At 59.7% G+C, this 15,175-nt stretch carries 14 protein-coding genes; 9 read left to right on the forward strand and 5 right to left on the reverse strand.

The window, feature by feature from the left end; genetic code table 11:
* Positions 1–5: 5 nt before the first annotated feature.
* Positions 6–854, reverse strand: a complete 849-nt coding sequence (locus BW974_RS12630) for a YkgJ family cysteine cluster protein (RefSeq protein ID WP_076430632.1) — start codon at positions 852–854, stop codon at positions 6–8.
* Positions 855–926: 72 nt separating this feature from the next.
* On the opposite strand from BW974_RS12630, the gene BW974_RS12635 reads away from it, so the two are divergent.
* Complete coding sequence (locus BW974_RS12635; protein WP_076430633.1) at positions 927–1,256, forward strand: DUF7967 family protein; 330 nt, start codon at positions 927–929, stop codon at positions 1,254–1,256.
* 119 nt (positions 1,257–1,375) lie between these two features.
* Complete coding sequence (locus BW974_RS12640) at positions 1,376–3,802, forward strand: DUF4350 domain-containing protein (protein WP_076430634.1); 2,427 nt, start codon at positions 1,376–1,378, stop codon at positions 3,800–3,802.
* Positions 3,803–3,897: 95 nt separating this feature from the next.
* Here BW974_RS12640 and BW974_RS26205 read toward each other — a convergent pair whose 3' ends face one another.
* The gene (locus BW974_RS26205; RefSeq protein ID WP_217694327.1) at positions 3,898–4,041 is read right to left on the reverse strand and encodes a hypothetical protein; all 144 of its coding nucleotides are present in this window, start codon (positions 4,039–4,041) and stop codon (positions 3,898–3,900) included.
* Between the two features lie 432 nt (positions 4,042–4,473).
* Here BW974_RS26205 and BW974_RS12645 point away from each other — a divergent pair, with 432 nt between their 5' ends.
* The 4 genes from BW974_RS12645 (at position 4,474) to BW974_RS12660 (ending at position 9,000) form a co-directional block, all read left to right on the forward strand.
* Positions 4,474–4,689: a DUF7561 family protein gene (locus tag BW974_RS12645; RefSeq protein WP_076430635.1), complete on the forward strand. Its 216-nt coding sequence runs from the start codon at positions 4,474–4,476 to the stop codon at positions 4,687–4,689.
* Positions 4,690–4,756: 67 nt separating this feature from the next.
* Positions 4,757–5,917, forward strand: a complete 1,161-nt coding sequence (locus BW974_RS12650; RefSeq protein ID WP_076430636.1) for a site-2 protease family protein — start codon at positions 4,757–4,759, stop codon at positions 5,915–5,917.
* 123 nt (positions 5,918–6,040) lie between these two features.
* A complete protein-coding gene (locus tag BW974_RS12655; RefSeq protein ID WP_076430637.1) occupies positions 6,041–7,834 on the forward strand; it encodes a helicase C-terminal domain-containing protein in 1,794 nt (597 codons plus the stop codon).
* Positions 7,835–7,929: 95 nt separating this feature from the next.
* Positions 7,930–9,000 (forward strand): N-acetylmuramoyl-L-alanine amidase, encoded by a 1,071-nt coding sequence (locus tag BW974_RS12660; RefSeq protein ID WP_076430638.1) that lies wholly within the window; start codon positions 7,930–7,932, stop codon positions 8,998–9,000.
* 113 nt (positions 9,001–9,113) lie between these two features.
* Here BW974_RS12660 and BW974_RS12665 read toward each other — a convergent pair whose 3' ends face one another.
* The 3 genes from BW974_RS12665 to BW974_RS12675 all read right to left on the reverse strand — a co-directional run bounded on the left by BW974_RS12665 (position 9,114) and on the right by BW974_RS12675 (position 12,189).
* Entirely contained in the window at positions 9,114–10,118 is a 1,005-nt protein-coding gene (locus tag BW974_RS12665; RefSeq protein WP_076430639.1) for a class I SAM-dependent methyltransferase, read from the reverse strand.
* Positions 10,111–11,223, reverse strand: a complete 1,113-nt coding sequence (locus tag BW974_RS12670) for a 60S ribosomal export protein NMD3 (RefSeq protein ID WP_076430640.1) — start codon at positions 11,221–11,223, stop codon at positions 10,111–10,113. The genes BW974_RS12665 and BW974_RS12670 overlap by 8 nt, the downstream gene beginning before the upstream one ends.
* A gap of 81 nt (positions 11,224–11,304) precedes the next feature.
* Entirely contained in the window at positions 11,305–12,189 is an 885-nt protein-coding gene (locus BW974_RS12675) for an NAD-dependent epimerase/dehydratase family protein (protein ID WP_076430944.1), read from the reverse strand.
* A gap of 174 nt (positions 12,190–12,363) precedes the next feature.
* Between BW974_RS12675 and htpX the strand changes: the two genes are divergently transcribed.
* The 3 genes from htpX (at position 12,364) to radA (ending at position 15,175) form a co-directional block, all read left to right on the forward strand.
* The gene (htpX, locus tag BW974_RS12680; RefSeq protein WP_076430641.1) at positions 12,364–13,227 is read left to right on the forward strand and encodes a zinc metalloprotease HtpX; all 864 of its coding nucleotides are present in this window, start codon (positions 12,364–12,366) and stop codon (positions 13,225–13,227) included.
* Between the two features lie 148 nt (positions 13,228–13,375).
* A complete protein-coding gene (gene pspAB, locus BW974_RS12685) occupies positions 13,376–13,981 on the forward strand; it encodes a PspA-associated protein PspAB (protein ID WP_076430642.1) in 606 nt (201 codons plus the stop codon).
* A 162-nt stretch (positions 13,982–14,143) separates the two neighbouring features.
* A complete protein-coding gene (radA, locus tag BW974_RS12690; RefSeq protein ID WP_076430643.1) occupies positions 14,144–15,175 on the forward strand; it encodes a DNA repair and recombination protein RadA in 1,032 nt (343 codons plus the stop codon).

Raw genomic sequence — 15,175 nt, forward strand, 5'->3', positions numbered from 1 at the left:
GTTACTCACCAACCGGGAGTAGGCGGTGCGCCGCGTTCGTCCTCAACTCGTGTAGCTACCGACGGGTCTGGCTCCTCGTTTTTCACCATCGCTTCCCAGTCGGTAATCGAACGTCCGACCCACGAGTCGGACGTTCGAACCTCGTCCAGCACGGTTTCGTCGGTTTCAGGGTTCGTTTCAGTTGTTCCGGGGCGCCCCGCGACGGCGGCGGCGACGAACCGGGCGCGGTCGTCGTCGGTCAGTTCGCCTGCGAGCAGTCGGGAGACGACGCCTTCCAACTTCTCTGGGTCGGGATAGACGAAGAGTTTCTGTCCGATTGCCTGCGGCCCGAGCAAGAGTCCGGAAAGGGCGTCCGGTGGTTCGTCGTCCAGCAGTCGCTCGCCGCCGAACGCGCTCTCGACTCGCTCGCATTCGGTCTGTTGACCGAGTTTCAGGTTGTGACCCGGATACTCCGCACACTCTTGCGGATACACGTCCTCGTCGTGAATCCGACACTGGAGCGTTTTGGGGTCGAGAAAGGCGCACGTCGGAAGCCACGCGGGTTCGGTTTCGAACGGGGCGACCGGTTTCGGTGGTTTGCGGATTCCCACGAAAAAGACGGGTTTGCCGTCGATTGCGGCGAGTTCGACGCCGTCGATTTCGACGCCCGATTCGTCCTCCCAGAGTCGCGGCGTTAGGGCATCCGCGAGTCCCGCGTCGAGAAAAGAAATCACGTCTTCGCGCGTGAGTGGGACGAGATTGTAACTCCCGTCGAGCGGTTTCCGGGGCCCACGGCGCTCGTGGTCGGAGGCAGTCGGTGCGATGGCACGCCAGTCGATACAGCATCCGGCACAGCCTTCGCAGTTCACATCCATGCCAACTCTTCACGATGTTCGTGAGCATAAATCGTGGGGCAAAATTACAGTTCGTCCGCGCCAAGGAGTACTATGGGCGAAAAAAGCGGCGGCGAACACGGCAAAGTAGGTGGGGACGACGAGACACGCGAAGACGACGTGCGTGTCTGGTTAGTCGAGCGAACGTACTCGGACGACGAACAGAACCTCATCATTCTCGTGTATTCGACACTCGACGGAGAACGCTATTTCAGAAAAGAGCGCGCGCTTCCGAGTTTTACCGGCTCTGCCCGACAGACGTTCGCCGGACTCGACGTTTCACCCGACCAATTGGGAACGGTTACAGACGACGAAACGCGCGAGCGCTACGCGACGGAGGCACAACGGATCGCAAGCGAACACGACCAGTCCGATCCTATATGATTATTTGTCTCTTATTTAGAAATTTATACATTGTAGTGCATAGGAATATGTATGTGAATGAGTAAAATACTACAAGAAAATGTAATAATTTATGTGCCGCCAGAATCCGTGTTCTGGTGATGCGACGACGAACATTCCTGTCCGCACTCGCAACGGCCACAGCATCAGCACCAATCACAGCACAGCTCAGCTCCGAAGTTCGGGCCGCTTCGGGCCAGATTTCGCCGGTCGAATGTTATTCGGCGGCGAGTTTCACGAACGCAAGCGGCGGCGAACTGACAGACAGTTCGGTCATCGCCGTTTGGGCGGAAGACACCGCCACTAACAACGACGGTGACGGGAACGGCGATGCTACCATCTACAGCAGTGGGACGCCGATTCCGGTCGTCACTGCCGAGTCGAACGTCGTCGCCTTCGGTTCGATGCTCGTCGAGGATAGCACCAACTGGCAACAAGGCAACGAGGAGTTCGTCCTGAACACGTGGGACGACGAACTCGGCGGGTCGGGAACCGTCCTCTGGGACAACGGCCACGGCCAGTACTACTCCCTCGGGAAGTTCTCGAACTTCGAGAGCTACGCCGAAGACAACGGCTACACGGTTACTGGGACGAGCAATCTCACGGGTAACCTCGGTTCCGCCGACGCAGTCGTCATCACGTCGCCGACGCAGTCGTTCACCAACAGCGAACTAAGCGACCTCAGCAACTTCGTTGCGTCCGGCGGCTCCGTCTTCCTCCACGGCCAGTCCGACTACAGCGACTACGACGAGACGGCCAACATGAACGACATCGCGAGCTATCTCGGCCTCTCGTTCCGATTCAACGACGACGAAGTTCTCGATACGACGAACAACGGGGGCGCGGACTATGCTCCGCTTACCGACCAGTTCAACACGTCGTTCGACTACTTCGCCGACCGAACCGGACTCGGCCTTGATAAGGACAAAACGTACACCGTCGATGTCACCGAAGTCACCGACGGCGACACCGCCACGGTGGAGTTTTCGGACGGTTCGACGGAAAGCATCCGTATTCTCGGCATCGACACGCCGGAAAAGGCCGCAAACAGCTCCGCAGAGCGCGTGCAGGAGTGGGAGGGAATCGAGTCGCTCGACTACCTCGGAACGTGGGGTTCGAACGCGACGACCTACGCGACGGGCGAACTCGACGGCAAAACGGTTGACCTCTCCTTCGATTCCGAAGAACCAGTCCGTGACGCCTTCGGGCGCGTCCTCGGCTACATCCACTACGACGCCGACGGTAGCGGCACCCGCGACGACTTCTACAACCGCAATGCAGTTCGCGACGGCTTCGCCCGTGTCTATGGCTCCGGATTCGGCTACCACGACAGTTTCTGGAGCGCGGAGGACACCGCACGCTCGAACGGAACGAACGTCTGGGGCCAGAGCGACCCCGAAAACACCACGGAAATCCGAAACCGCGCGGTAGACGACCTGTTCTTCCCGACGACGGCCAGCGTCGTGACTTCCACGGGGGGAGTCGCGGATTCGCGCGTTCCAGTGTACGCCGAGAGTACGGCGACCCAGAACGGCGGTTACTCCTACAGCGGCGACATCCCGCTCGCGGCGGTTGACGAATCCACGAACGTCGCCATGCTCGGAAGCCCGCTCATCGACGAAGGCTACGAGAGCGGCGAAGGCTTCGCGGTCGATACCGCCGGCTACGAGAACTTCGTCTTCCTGACGAACCTCATCGACTACCTCACCGAAGCAACGGGCGACGTGCTCATCGACGGCGGCCACGGGCAGTTCTCCGCGGGCTACGCCCTGTCGAACGACGACGCCGCGTACTACCAGCGATTCCTCGAAGGCGTCGGCATCTCCTTCGAGCAGTCGAACAGTCTCGACACGTTCGACCTCTCGCGCTGGCGAGCAGTCGTCGTCACGACACCAGCCGATTCGTTCACGCAGGCTGAAATCGACGCCCTCAGTTCGTTCGCGGCGGACGGCGGCGCGGTCATCCTCGTCGGTGCTGGCACGGCCCCATCCGGTGCCCGCACGAACCTGAACGACCTCGCGTCCGGACTCGGTTCCGACCTGCGACTCAACGACGACCAAGTGACGGATGGTTCGAACAACGTCAACGGTGATTCGGCGATTCCGACGACTACGGCCTTCGACACCACCTTCCCGCTCTTCGAGGCCTACGACGGTTCCCTCGGGGGCGGCGACGGTGGAGATGATGGCGATAGCGGCGAACTCGTCGTCGCCGAGATTCACGAGGACGCAGAGGGCGACGACACGAACAACCTCAACGACGAGTACGTCGTCTTCGAAAACACCGGCAGTGGCGACCTCGACCTGACGGGCTGGTACGTACAGGACGAAGTCGAGAAGACGTACAGCTTCCCGAGCGGTTTCACCCTCGGCGCTGGCGAGCAGGTGACGCTCCACACCGGAACCGGAACGGACACCCAGACCGACCTCTACTGGGGTAACACCGGCTCCGCAGTCTGGAACAACGGCGGCGACACCGTCTACGTCTACGACGACAGCGACTCGCAGTATCTCAGCGAATCGTACTGAGACGACTAGTTGAAGCAGTAGTTCAGTGTGGTTCTTTTTTCTGATTCGATGCCTCGGTCGTGGCGGTTATTTTCGACTACTCCATTCCTGCGTCGCTAGCTATTCCCGACTCCACATGACCACACCTCGTCCTCCCCAACCTCCTCGCTCCTTCGTCGCTCGTCCCTCGCGCGGGCGACCAGATGGTCGCCTTCGCGCGCCATGTGGATTTCTCGGATTCCGAAACCGACGCAAACCACGCTAGCGCGTGCGTCGGCAGACCTGCGGGACGCACGCAGGTCTGCTGATTATCACGCGAGGTCTTCGTGAGCGGAGTTCTCGTGAGCAACGCGAACGAGAGCAGAGAAGCGCTTGCTCTTTCCGTGCGAGCGAACGGCTCGTCAGAGCTTTGCTCTGACGGTGGATGACCAGAACGAGCGGTAGCGAGTGAGGGAGTCGGTTGGGGAGGATGTGGCCTGCGGCCGCGGTCTCATTGGAGCCGTGACTTGCTAACGACACTGAACCAACAGTCAAGAGTATGGAATTGTACTTCCGTCGTTGCAGTGCGGAGGCGGTATTTGCTGTCGTGAGTACCTAGCACCACCTTAGAAATCATTGTGGGTACCTGAAACAGTTCACTTCTCTTTTTCGTTGCCGAATGGTCTTTCTCCCTGACCCACCTACCAACCGCCATGGCCACCGAAAAATGCGACGGCTGTGGGGCAGAAGTACCCATCGCGGGCGGCATCGCCAACCTCTGGAACACGTCCCCGCAGTCGTCGGGCGGGATGACGTTGGAGTTCGAAGACGGGAGCGAACATTTCCTCTGTTTTGCGTGTATCGAAGAGTTACCGGACTATCCCGACGCGGAAGACGTTGCGGAAATCAGCGCTGAACAGTCCAGATAGCGACCATCACACTGACCGTTTTCTCCGTCGCAATATTGACACGCGTTCGCGCCGTTACTACACTGCCATGAGGGGGTTTCGTCTTGGGTCGGTGTGGGGGGCGCCAGTTCGAATCGACATCAGTCTGTTGCTGGCGCTTCCGGTTCTGGGCTGGTGGATTCAGCGCGGCGTTTCGGTTCGGGCGTGGATAGACGTTCTCACCGCGATTTCGCCGCACACGCTCGCCTACTCGTCCATCGGCACAGGCGTGACACCGTGGCTCATCGGCGTGACCGTCTTCTTCGGCTTCTCGGCCAGCCTGTTCGTTCACGAGTTGGCCCGCGTGTGGGTCGCCAGACGAAACGGTATCGAAGTCCGGTACGTCCTCCTGTGGATTTTTGGCGGCCTCTCACAGTTCGATTACGAGTCCTCGTATTTCGAACACGAAACGAAAATCGCGCTGGCCGGGTTGCTAGCGAGCGCGCTCCTCACCGGATTTTTCACCGCGGTTCTCTGGGCACTTCCCGGAACCACGCCGGAGTTCGTGGCGGAGTTTGGTCTCCTTGCGATGTTCAACGGCGTGGTGTTGCTCGTCAATCTCCTGCCGATTTTTCCGTTCGACGGCGCACTTTTGCTTCGCTCGTTGCTGGTTCGGATTCGCTCCCCACAGACCGCAACTCGGGCGGTGAGTCTCCTCGGGCAGGTGGTCGTAATCGGGATACTGTTTTACGCCGCCGTAATTTTGGGTAACGTTCTTCTGGGACTCGTCGCCGTGTTTTTCTATTTCTCGGCCGTCTCGGAACACCAGTTGGTGACGAACCAGTTGTTTCTCGCAGATATGCCGGTGTCGGAGTTCGTGCGAGGAAAGGAGGACTGTATTCCGTCGAAAACTCCCGTCGAAGAGTTTTTCGCGGACGAACAACCGAATTTCGATGAGGAAGACGAGTATCCTGTGTGCGATAGCGACGGAAAACCGGTCGGCGTTCTCACGACGAGCGCTATACAATCGTGGAAAGAGCGGGCACGGCCCGCAAACACGGCGACAGTTGGCGAACTCGCATCGGAGGATTTCGTTTCCGTTTCGCCGGACGAAAACGCATTCGACGTGTATCTCTTCCTCCGAGAACGGACGAAATACGTCCTCGTGTCCTATCCGGGTTCGGTCGCCGTGCTAACCAAGCCCGATTTTCTCACCATGCTCGAAACGAGACAGCAGATAGCCGGAGTTCGCCCGACATCGTGGCCATGAGTCGTTTTCCCACTCCGGATGCCGTGAACCTCTCTTCGTCTGGCTTTCCTATTTCAGTTTCGGGAGAAAATTGCCGCCGGTGAACCCGCAGGTTTTACGCCCTCTCTCCCAGTAGGCCATACAGTGAACCCCGAGCGGATTCTGGACGAATTTCCCGCGCCCTCCTTTCGCGGCAACCAGCAGGACGCTCTCGGAAATGTTCGGGAGGCTTTCGAGAGTGGCAACGACGTGGTGCTGGTTCGCGCCCCGACGGGAAGCGGGAAATCGCTCCTCGCCCGCTCGATTGCGGGATGCGCCAGACGGGTCGAGGACGCCGACCCGAGCGACGCGACGGGGGCGTACTACACCACGCCGCAGGTGTCGCAGTTGGACGACGTGGCCAGTGACGACCTACTGGACGATTTGAAAATCATTCGGGGCAAGCGAAACTACTCCTGTATTTTGCCGGGAGAACACGACACACCCGTCGATAGAGCGCCCTGCGCCCGCGAGAAGGGCTACGACTGCTCGGTGAAACATCGCTGTCCGTATTTTTCCGACCGCGCCATCGCCAGCAATCGGGAGATTGCGGCGATGACGCTGGCCTATTTCATGCGAACCGCCGGGTCGGAGGTGTTCAGAAAGCGCGACGTGGTAGTTATCGACGAGGCCCACGGACTCGCGGAGTGGGCCGAAATGTACGCGACAATCGACCTGAATCCCCGGACAGTTCCCATCTGGGACGACCTGAAAATACCCGAGATGACCGGACTGGACAGGGCGGTACAGTACGCCGACAGCCTTTCCGGAACCTGTAAGCGACGAAAGGACGACCTCATCGCACAGCAGGAACTCACCGCCCCGGAGGCGGCCCGCAGGGACCGCCTCCAAGAACTCATCTCCGAGTTGGACTGGTTCGTGGACGACTACCGAAACCCCGACAGTGCAACCGAGTGGGTCGTAGACCAACCTGACGGAAAAGGCGGCCCGATTACGATCAAGCCGATGAATCCCGAGCGCTACCTCGCCCACACCGTCTGGGAGCGCGGGAACAAGTTCGCGCTTCTCTCCGCGACGATTCTGAACAAGGATGCGTTCTGTCGGCAGGTCGGACTCGACCCTGCCGACGTCACGCTCGTGGACGTTGGCCACACGTTCCCCGTGGAAAACCGTCCGCTCTACGACGTGACGCAGGGCAAGATGACCTACGAACATCGCGAGGAGACGCTGCCCAAAATCGCCCGCACCGTCGTCAAAATCATGCAGGAACATCCGGACGAGAAGGGAATCGTCCACGCCCATTCGTACCACATTCAGGAGAAGCTGACCCGAAAACTCCGTGAGTTCGGGGTCGGCGGCAGAGTGCGCGCGCACGAACGCGACAGCAGGGACGAAGACCTCGAAGCGTGGAAAGCCAGCGACGACCCGGACGTGTTCGTTTCCGTGAAAATGGAGGAAGCCCTCGATTTGAAGGGTGACCTCGCGCGCTGGCAAGTCCTCTGCAAAGCCCCGTTTTTGAACACCAGCGATTCGCGGGTCGCCCACCGCCTCGAAAACGGTCAGTGGGCGTGGTACTACCGGGCCGCACTCCGGACCGTGATTCAGGCCTGTGGGCGCGTCATTCGCGCCCCGGACGACTACGGCGCGACGTATCTCGCGGACTCCAGTCTCCTCCAACTGTTCGACCGCGCTCGCACCGACATGCCCGACTGGTTCGCGGAGCAAGTAGACAGAATGAGTTATCCAGACCTGCCGGAGTTCGAACCCGACGGAGCGGGCGGAAACGGTGGCGGTGGTGGAGGGAGTCGAAACAATCGCGGCGGAAGTCACGGCAGTTCCGACAATGACGGTGAAAAACCGAAATCGAACTCGAAGAGCAAATCCGGCTACTCACGCAACCGAAAGAGTCCGATGGCGGACGTGTGGGATACGGAATAGGCGGCTGCTTCGATTTCGAATCGAAGCCGCGTTGGATCTACTCAAGCATACTAGGTGTCTAATTTATTCTTCCATTACCCGGAATCAGAACGACGATGCACGAAACGAGACGGACGATTCTCAAGACGATTGGCGCTGTCGCGGGTGCAGGTGCGATTTCCGGCCAAGCGAGTGCAAAGAACGCAATGCGACTTCCAGCAACGAAACCCGAGATGGCGTGGGCACCGGCAGACGAATCGAACTACGACGAGGCGGAACGCGAATCCGACCTCGACATTCGGTGGTTCATCGTCCACGTCGCGCAGGGTGAAGCGGACTGGACGGTGAACTACTTCCAAAATCCTGACGCGAACGTGAGCGCGCACTACGTCGCAGACCACGAGACGGGCGACCTCACGCAGATGCTGGCCGAGGAGGACATCGGCTGGCACGCCGGAAACTGGCCGTACAACCAGCACTCGCTCGGTATCGAACACTCCGGGTGGGTCAACGAGACGGAGTACACCGACGAACTGTACGAGGCCTCCGCGAAAATCGTCCGATGGTCTGCGACCGAGTTCGACTTCCCGAAGCGCGTCCGTCGCTACGACATCGCGCCCTGTAACGCGAAAGACGGCGAGGGCGGCGTTATCGGCCACGATCAGATTCCGAATCCGAACGACTGCACGAAACCGGGCGGCATCAGCGGCCACTACGACCCCGGGTCGCTGTGGAACTGGGGACGCTACGAGGGATTCATCCGGCGCTGGGACGTGGAATCCGGCGAAAACGCCGTCGTCCTCTCAGATGACGCGGTTCACCACGGCCCGGACGACCACGCGAAAACGATGGCGGTTCCCTCGGGAGCGGTCGGCACCGCCACTGGAAACGTTCTCGTCCGCAAGGGAACCCAGTGGTACAAACTCGACTTCGGCGGCACTCACGGGTGGATTCCAGCGGACGACGTGCTCTACGCGCGATTCGATGCGGGACAATCAGTACAGACGACTTCCGGCCTCAGCGTCAGAGCAGAACCGAGCGGGGAACGGCTCGGCGTCGTTCCGGAGGGAACCGCAGGAGTCATCGCAGACGGCCCGGTCGATACCGGCGGCTATCGCTGGTGGAAAGTAGAATACGACGGCGGTCAAACTGGATGGTCTGCCGACTACTGGCTCACAGCAGAGTAGCGGTGTAGGCGACTCCCGAACTCACCATCAACAGGACGAAAAACAGTGAAATCAGTTTTTGTCGAAGGTTTTCCATACGAAAGTCGAACTATCGGAGGAAAATAAAGCTTCGGTCACTCGATTCGCGCATCAACGACGACGTGCCAGACACCCTCGCTGTGGCTTTTCACGCGCCGTTTGTCGAGGATTTCGACCCTGCACCCGTGGGTTTCTGCGGCCTCTCGAAGTCGTCCCACGGGGCGCTCCCACAGCCGATTTTCGGGCGTCGTCTCGTGCATGTGAACGATTCCGCCGGGTTCCAACGCGGCGAGCGCGCTGTCCAGATACTCGTGGGCGTCGTAGTAACCCATCATGACGCGCGCTACTGGTTGGTCCATCTCGATTTCCCGGCAGTCCACCCGATAGGCGTCGATATTTTCGGTCACGCCGTTTAACACGGCGTTTTCGAGGAGGAACTGGAACGCGGTCGGATTTCGTTCGACTGCCGTGACCTGCGCCCCCGCGCGGGCCATCGGGAGCGTGAAGTAGCCGATTCCGGCGAACATGTCGAGGACGCGCTCGCCGGGTTCGACTATTGTCCCCATCCGGGCGCGTTCCTGTTGATTGCCGGGCGCGAACATGACTTTCCGCAAATCGAGGGCGTACTTCGTCCCGTGCTCCGTGTGGATGGTTTCGGTGTCGCCCGACCCGGCGACGACCGTCGTCTCGGGTTCGCGGTGCTCACCCGAGATTCCGTCGCGCGAGAGAATCGTATCCGCCTCGCCGTGCAAGTCGAGAAGTGCCTCGCCGACTTCCTCCTTCCGCGGGCAGTCTTCGAACTGGGCGAGAATCACGCTCCCGATGACGGCCCACGATTTCGGTGCCAAATCGAGTTCGTCCTCGCTCCATCCCTGCGCGCGAAGGTGTGCTTCCAAATCCGGCAGTCGAGGTTCCGGACTCACTTGCTCGATAACGTCCAGAACGTCGGTTCCCGTCGGTTCTTCTGTTACCGGCAGTTCGACCGTTTTGCCGTCGTGTTCGCGCACTTTTCGGGTATCGTCGTACACCCCTTCGGCAGTCAGTTCCGCAATCGCGGTTTCGGCCTTCGGTTTTTCTACGAGGACTGCGAGGTCATTCATCGGGAACCACGTAGAGTCCGGAACGACTCTTGAACACCGGAATCATGTCGGCGTCGTCGTCCATGTACGAGGGCCGCGCAATCGTTTTGGTTTGGAATGTTTCAGGGTCGAGGACTTGCACTGCGTGCTCGTCCTCGACGGTGACGAGCGTGGTTTCTTCGGCGTCGTCGATGTGACCCAACTTCTTCGCGTCCGGGGCGTCCCCGTCCTCGAACTGGGATTCGTACTGCTCGCCGGTCGTGATTCGGATTCCTTTGAGATTCCCCTGAACGCTCCGAACCAGCACCGGGCCATCCTCGTCGTCCGGGTCGATGATGTCACCGTGGGTAAAGGGCGGAAGCCGAATCGCGTAGGTCACGCGGTACACTTCGTTGCCGTCCTCGTCCTCCGTGACGAGGGTTTCCGAATCGGTGAAGTTGCCGCCGAACTCCTCGATTACTTTGTTGGAAATCTTCTTGCCGATGTTGTTGGTCGAAACCTTGAGATTGAGTCCGTCCTGCGTTTCATCGACTTCGGTGATGAAGGCGTTCCTGTCGCCCGTCGCCTCCATATCCGCGACGATTTCGTTTGCAATTTCTTTCGTGCGCTTTTCCTCTTCCGGCGTCGGCACTCGATCAACGCCACGAAGTTGGACGATGCTGGCGTAGTAGTCGCCCGCGATACGGCCACAGCGAGTACAGGTCTGTTTGGCCAGCATAACGGGAACCATCAGTTCTTCTTCGACCAGCGTTCCGCGCACGACGCCGGAGAAATAACAGTGCATCCGGATCGTGTTCTGGTCGATTTGCTCCGGTTCGACCTGCCACGACACGTCGCGGGTGTCTACGTGAACTGCGAGGGCTTCGCTCACCTCCTCGATGGCGATGTCGGTGTAATCCTGCGCGCCGATGTCCACCCAGCGTCTGCCGCGGAAAACGGCACCACACTGGGCGCAGACGCGAACCTCGACTCGCTCCGGCGCGGAGACGAGGTCGAATCGGTCGAAATAACACTCGTCGCAGAGCTTTCTGTCTTGGGTCGATGCAGAGGCGGGATAGTCCCGTTCCGTGATGTCCACTTCGATGGTGTTGCCGCAGTTCGGGCAAAATTCGCGGGACTCGGTCATTGGCGGTTCTATGTCGTTCTCACTTTTAAGCCTGTAGAACCGTATCCTCGTGCGAAATCAGCCTTTCGCGCGAATAGCACCTCATCGCGCGAATATCGACACGTCCTCGTCCTCAGAATCGCGCCACGAGTAAACTGGTTTCCAGCCCAACATCGACCGGGCTTTTTCGGTTGAAAGCGCCGAATCACTGCCCGTAATCTGGCAACTGCCGGGCACTTCGCCGAAGAACTCGGAAAGAACGTCTTCGATGGGCCTGTCGAGGTAATTGTCCTCGGCACTGATGAGGAACGGTTGGTGTCCGCGGAAATCGGCCGTGATGGCGTCTTCGGTAGCGGTTGCAACGTCTCGAATATCGACGTATGACCAGAAGTTGCCCGCGCCGGTCGCGAGGTCGTTCCGTGCATCCAGACAGTCGTACTCGCCGGGGAACTGTATCCACGAGGCGCGAATCGACGCCACGGGAACGCCGTGGCGTCGAGCGACCATCGCCCCGATTTCCTCGCCCACGACTTTCGACGTGCCGTAGGGGTCTTCCGGACGGAGCGGATGCTCTTCGTCCAGCGGGAGGTACTCCGGAAGCGACGGTTCGCCCGCGAGAGGGAATCCGAAGGCGCTCTCGCTCGACGCCCACGCCACGCGAGCGCCCGCGCGTCCGGCGGCGGTCAGCACGTTGTAGACGCTGATGACGTTGTTTTCGAACACGCGCATTCCGGCGTGGCGCTCCGGCGACGGGCGCGCCGTCCAGTGGACAACGGCGTCGGGGTTCTCGGTCGAAACGACCTCGGATGCTTCGACCTGTTCGGTCAAATCCGCACTCCGAAACGAAAGATTGCGGTAGCCTTCGAGATTCCATTCGGTTCGTGAAAGACCGACGCAGGTAACGTCCCACCCTCGTTCGGCGAGATGGACGGCAAGCCACCGTCCGGTATGGTCGAGACTACCGGTCAAAAGTACCGTACCGGTCATCGACATACCCTCGTCGGTTCACACGAGAACATACAGTTCCTAGCATCCGTCCGTGGGTAAGCGTTCCGGCCCTCCCGACGCGATTTTGTCTGCGTATTTTGCCGTTTCTTTCGCGTGCTACCGTCCGACGCGCCTGATAAATGCTTAAACGGTCGGAATCCCTAGACACCACGTATGGAATGGAAAGCAGACTGGGGCCTTCGGGCCAGAATGGGCCTGACGATGTTCCTGCTGTTCGCGCTGTATATCGTGTTCATCGCCGTACTATCGACCCGATTGAACCTGCTCCTTATCGCATTGATATTCGGCGGATTCTCGCTTGGACAGTTCTTCTTCAGCGATAAACTCACGCTGTGGAGCATGGGCGCGAAAGAGGTCGATGAAAGCGAATATCCGGAGCTCCACGGAATGGTGAGCCGACTGTCTCAACAGGCAGACCTGCCAAAGCCGAAAGTCGCGGTTTCCCAAACTCGTGTTCCAAACGCCTTCGCAACGGGGCGTTCCCAGAAGAAGGCCGCCGTCTGCGTGACGACCGGACTAATGCAGACGCTCGACCAGGAGGAACTAGAGGGCGTCATCGCGCACGAACTCGCACACATCAAAAACCGCGACATGATGGTGATGACTATCGCGTCGTTCCTCTCGACCATTGCGTTCATGATCGTGCGCTGGGGTTGGTGGTTCGGCGGTGGCGACAACCGCAATCAGGCACCTGTCTGGGTGGCCATCCTCGCCTCGCTCGTCGTCTGGATTGTCAGCTACATCCTCATCCGGGCGCTCTCGCGCTACCGCGAATTCGCCGCAGACCGCGGCGGAGCAAGTATCACGGGTAAACCGTCGGCGCTGGCGTCGGCCCTGATGACCATCGACGGTCGGATGGACAACGTTCCGAAAGAAGACCTGCGCGAGGAGGCGGAGATGAACGCCTTCTTCATCATCCCGATTCGGAGCGGTTTCATCGGAAAGCTGTTCAGCACGCACCCGAGCACCGAGCGCCGGGTCGAGAAGTTGCGCGAGTTGGAACGAGAGATGTACTAAGGCGTCCTTGACGGAGGCGTCATTCGCTTTTGCTTGCAGTTTTGTTAGTCCGCCGACATCTGCGAGAATCGTTTCGACACCGTTCTGCAAACCTCTATTCTCTGATTTTATCAACTCCTTTTTGCGCCCCCCGCGCGTACACCCGCGCATGGGACTACTGGATGGAATCCGCGAAGTGCTCGGCATCCGGGCCGAGACGGACGCTGGCCGGGATGCAGACCCCGAAGACCTCTTCGGAATGAGCACGGCCTACGTCACGATGGAAGCCGACCTCGGCTACGAACCGGTCGGGATGGCCGCGCTCTGTTTTTCGGAAGTCGATAGCACCGATTTCAAGAACGCGGTTGACGACGTTCACGCCATTCTCGAAGCCGGAAAGGAAGAGACGGGAACAGAAGCGCAGGCGCACGTGGACAGCCACGGCTACTCGTGGTTCGTCCTCGAAGACGACGACTTCGAAGACCTCGTGACGAGCCTCCACTTCGCCGCCGACACGTTCGTGGAACAGGGGTACGGTTCACGGCTTCTTGCCGCACTCTTTGGATTCCAGCAGGACGGAAACAACGTCTACTGGGTGTACTCGTTCCGCAGAGGCGCATACTATCCCTTCGCGCCTGAGCGCGGCCACGAGCGGGATTCCTCGGCGGAGTTCAAACTGGAGAGCAATCTCGACGGCGAACTCGAAATCGAATCGGACGAACAGTATTGGTATCCACTCTGGCCCGACAACATCCACGAACATCCGTGGGACTGAATCTGTTCTCTCGACTCCCGTGAGTCGGTTTACCATGCTAATTCGTCTTCCTACCTAAACTCTGTTGTTCTAACTCGTCTACCCCTCCGCAGTCGTCCATTTTCACTTTCACTCCGCAGTTAACGGGGGTTTATATGATGGTGAGAACAAGGATGGAGTACAATGGCAGACGTAGACCTCGAAACCCTCCCCGGCGTTGGACCGGCGACAGCAGAAAAACTCGGCGACGCAGGGTTCGACTCGTATCAGAGCCTCGCAGTTGCAAGCCCCGGCGAACTCAGCAACACCGCCGACGTGGGCGAGAGCACCGCCGCGGACATCATTCAGGCCGCGCGGAAGGAAGCTGACATCGGCGGCTTCGAAACCGGTTCGCAGGTTCTCGAACGGCGAGAACGAATCGGTAAACTCAGCTGGCAAATCGACGAAGTGGACGACCTCCTCGGCGGCGGCGTCGAAACCCAGTCCATCACCGAAGTGTACGGCGAGTTCGGTGCTGGCAAGTCGCAGGTCACGCACCAGCTTTCGGTGAACGTGCAACTCCCACGCGAGCAGGGTGGCCTCGGCGGGAGCGTCATCTTCATCGACAGCGAGGACACGTTCCGGCCGGAGCGTATCGACGACATGGTTCGTGGCCTTCCGGACGAAGTCCTGCAGGCCACGATGGAAGACCGTGAAATAGAAGGGTCGCCGGACGACGACGAAGCAGTGACGGAACTCGTAGATGACTTCCTCGACAAGATTCACGTCGCAAAGGCGTTCAACTCCAACCACCAGATGCTCCTCGCGGAGAAATCCCAAGAACTCGCTGGCGAACACGAAGACAGCGAGTGGCCCGTTCGACTCCTCTGTATCGACAGCCTCACCGCCCACTTCCGCGCCGAGTACGTCGGCCGTGGTCAACTCGCGACCCGCCAGCAGAAACTCAACAAACATCTCCACGACATCGACAAGGTCGGCAACCTGTACAACACCGCAATCGTCGTGACGAATCAGGTGTCTTCCAACCCCGATTCGTTCTTCGGCGACCCGACCCAGCCTATCGGTGGCAACATCCTCGGCCACAAATCCACGTTCCGGATGTACCTCCGCAAATCCAAGGGCGACAAGCGTATCGTCCGCCTCGTGGACGCGCCGAACCTCGCCGACGGCGAGGCCGTCATGCGCGTGCAGGACGCCGGTCTGAAACCGGAATAA

Source organism: Haladaptatus litoreus, from assembly GCF_900156425.1.
In the GTDB taxonomy this organism is placed as follows: Archaea; Halobacteriota; Halobacteria; order Halobacteriales; family Haladaptataceae; genus Haladaptatus; species Haladaptatus litoreus.

What these genes read in the sequence shown, in the direction of transcription:
- radA (WP_076430643.1), top strand. Translation starts at nt 14,144, where the DNA reads ATGGCAGACGTAGACCTCGAAACCCTCCCCGGCGTTGGACCGGCGACA.
- BW974_RS12645 (WP_076430635.1), top strand. Translation starts at nt 4,474, where the DNA reads ATGGCCACCGAAAAATGCGACGGCTGTGGGGCAGAAGTACCCATCGCG.
- pspAB (WP_076430642.1), top strand. Translation starts at nt 13,376, where the DNA reads ATGGGACTACTGGATGGAATCCGCGAAGTGCTCGGCATCCGGGCCGAG.
- BW974_RS12640 (WP_076430634.1), top strand. Translation starts at nt 1,376, where the DNA reads ATGCGACGACGAACATTCCTGTCCGCACTCGCAACGGCCACAGCATCA.
- BW974_RS12630 (WP_076430632.1), bottom strand. Translation starts at nt 854, where the DNA reads ATGGATGTGAACTGCGAAGGCTGTGCCGGATGCTGTATCGACTGGCGT.
- BW974_RS12635 (WP_076430633.1), top strand. Translation starts at nt 927, where the DNA reads ATGGGCGAAAAAAGCGGCGGCGAACACGGCAAAGTAGGTGGGGACGAC.
- BW974_RS12650 (WP_076430636.1), top strand. Translation starts at nt 4,757, where the DNA reads ATGAGGGGGTTTCGTCTTGGGTCGGTGTGGGGGGCGCCAGTTCGAATC.
- BW974_RS12660 (WP_076430638.1), top strand. Translation starts at nt 7,930, where the DNA reads ATGCACGAAACGAGACGGACGATTCTCAAGACGATTGGCGCTGTCGCG.
- BW974_RS12675 (WP_076430944.1), bottom strand. Translation starts at nt 12,189, where the DNA reads ATGACCGGTACGGTACTTTTGACCGGTAGTCTCGACCATACCGGACGG.
- BW974_RS12665 (WP_076430639.1), bottom strand. Translation starts at nt 10,118, where the DNA reads ATGAATGACCTCGCAGTCCTCGTAGAAAAACCGAAGGCCGAAACCGCG.
- htpX (WP_076430641.1), top strand. Translation starts at nt 12,364, where the DNA reads ATGGAATGGAAAGCAGACTGGGGCCTTCGGGCCAGAATGGGCCTGACG.
- BW974_RS12670 (WP_076430640.1), bottom strand. Translation starts at nt 11,223, where the DNA reads ATGACCGAGTCCCGCGAATTTTGCCCGAACTGCGGCAACACCATCGAA.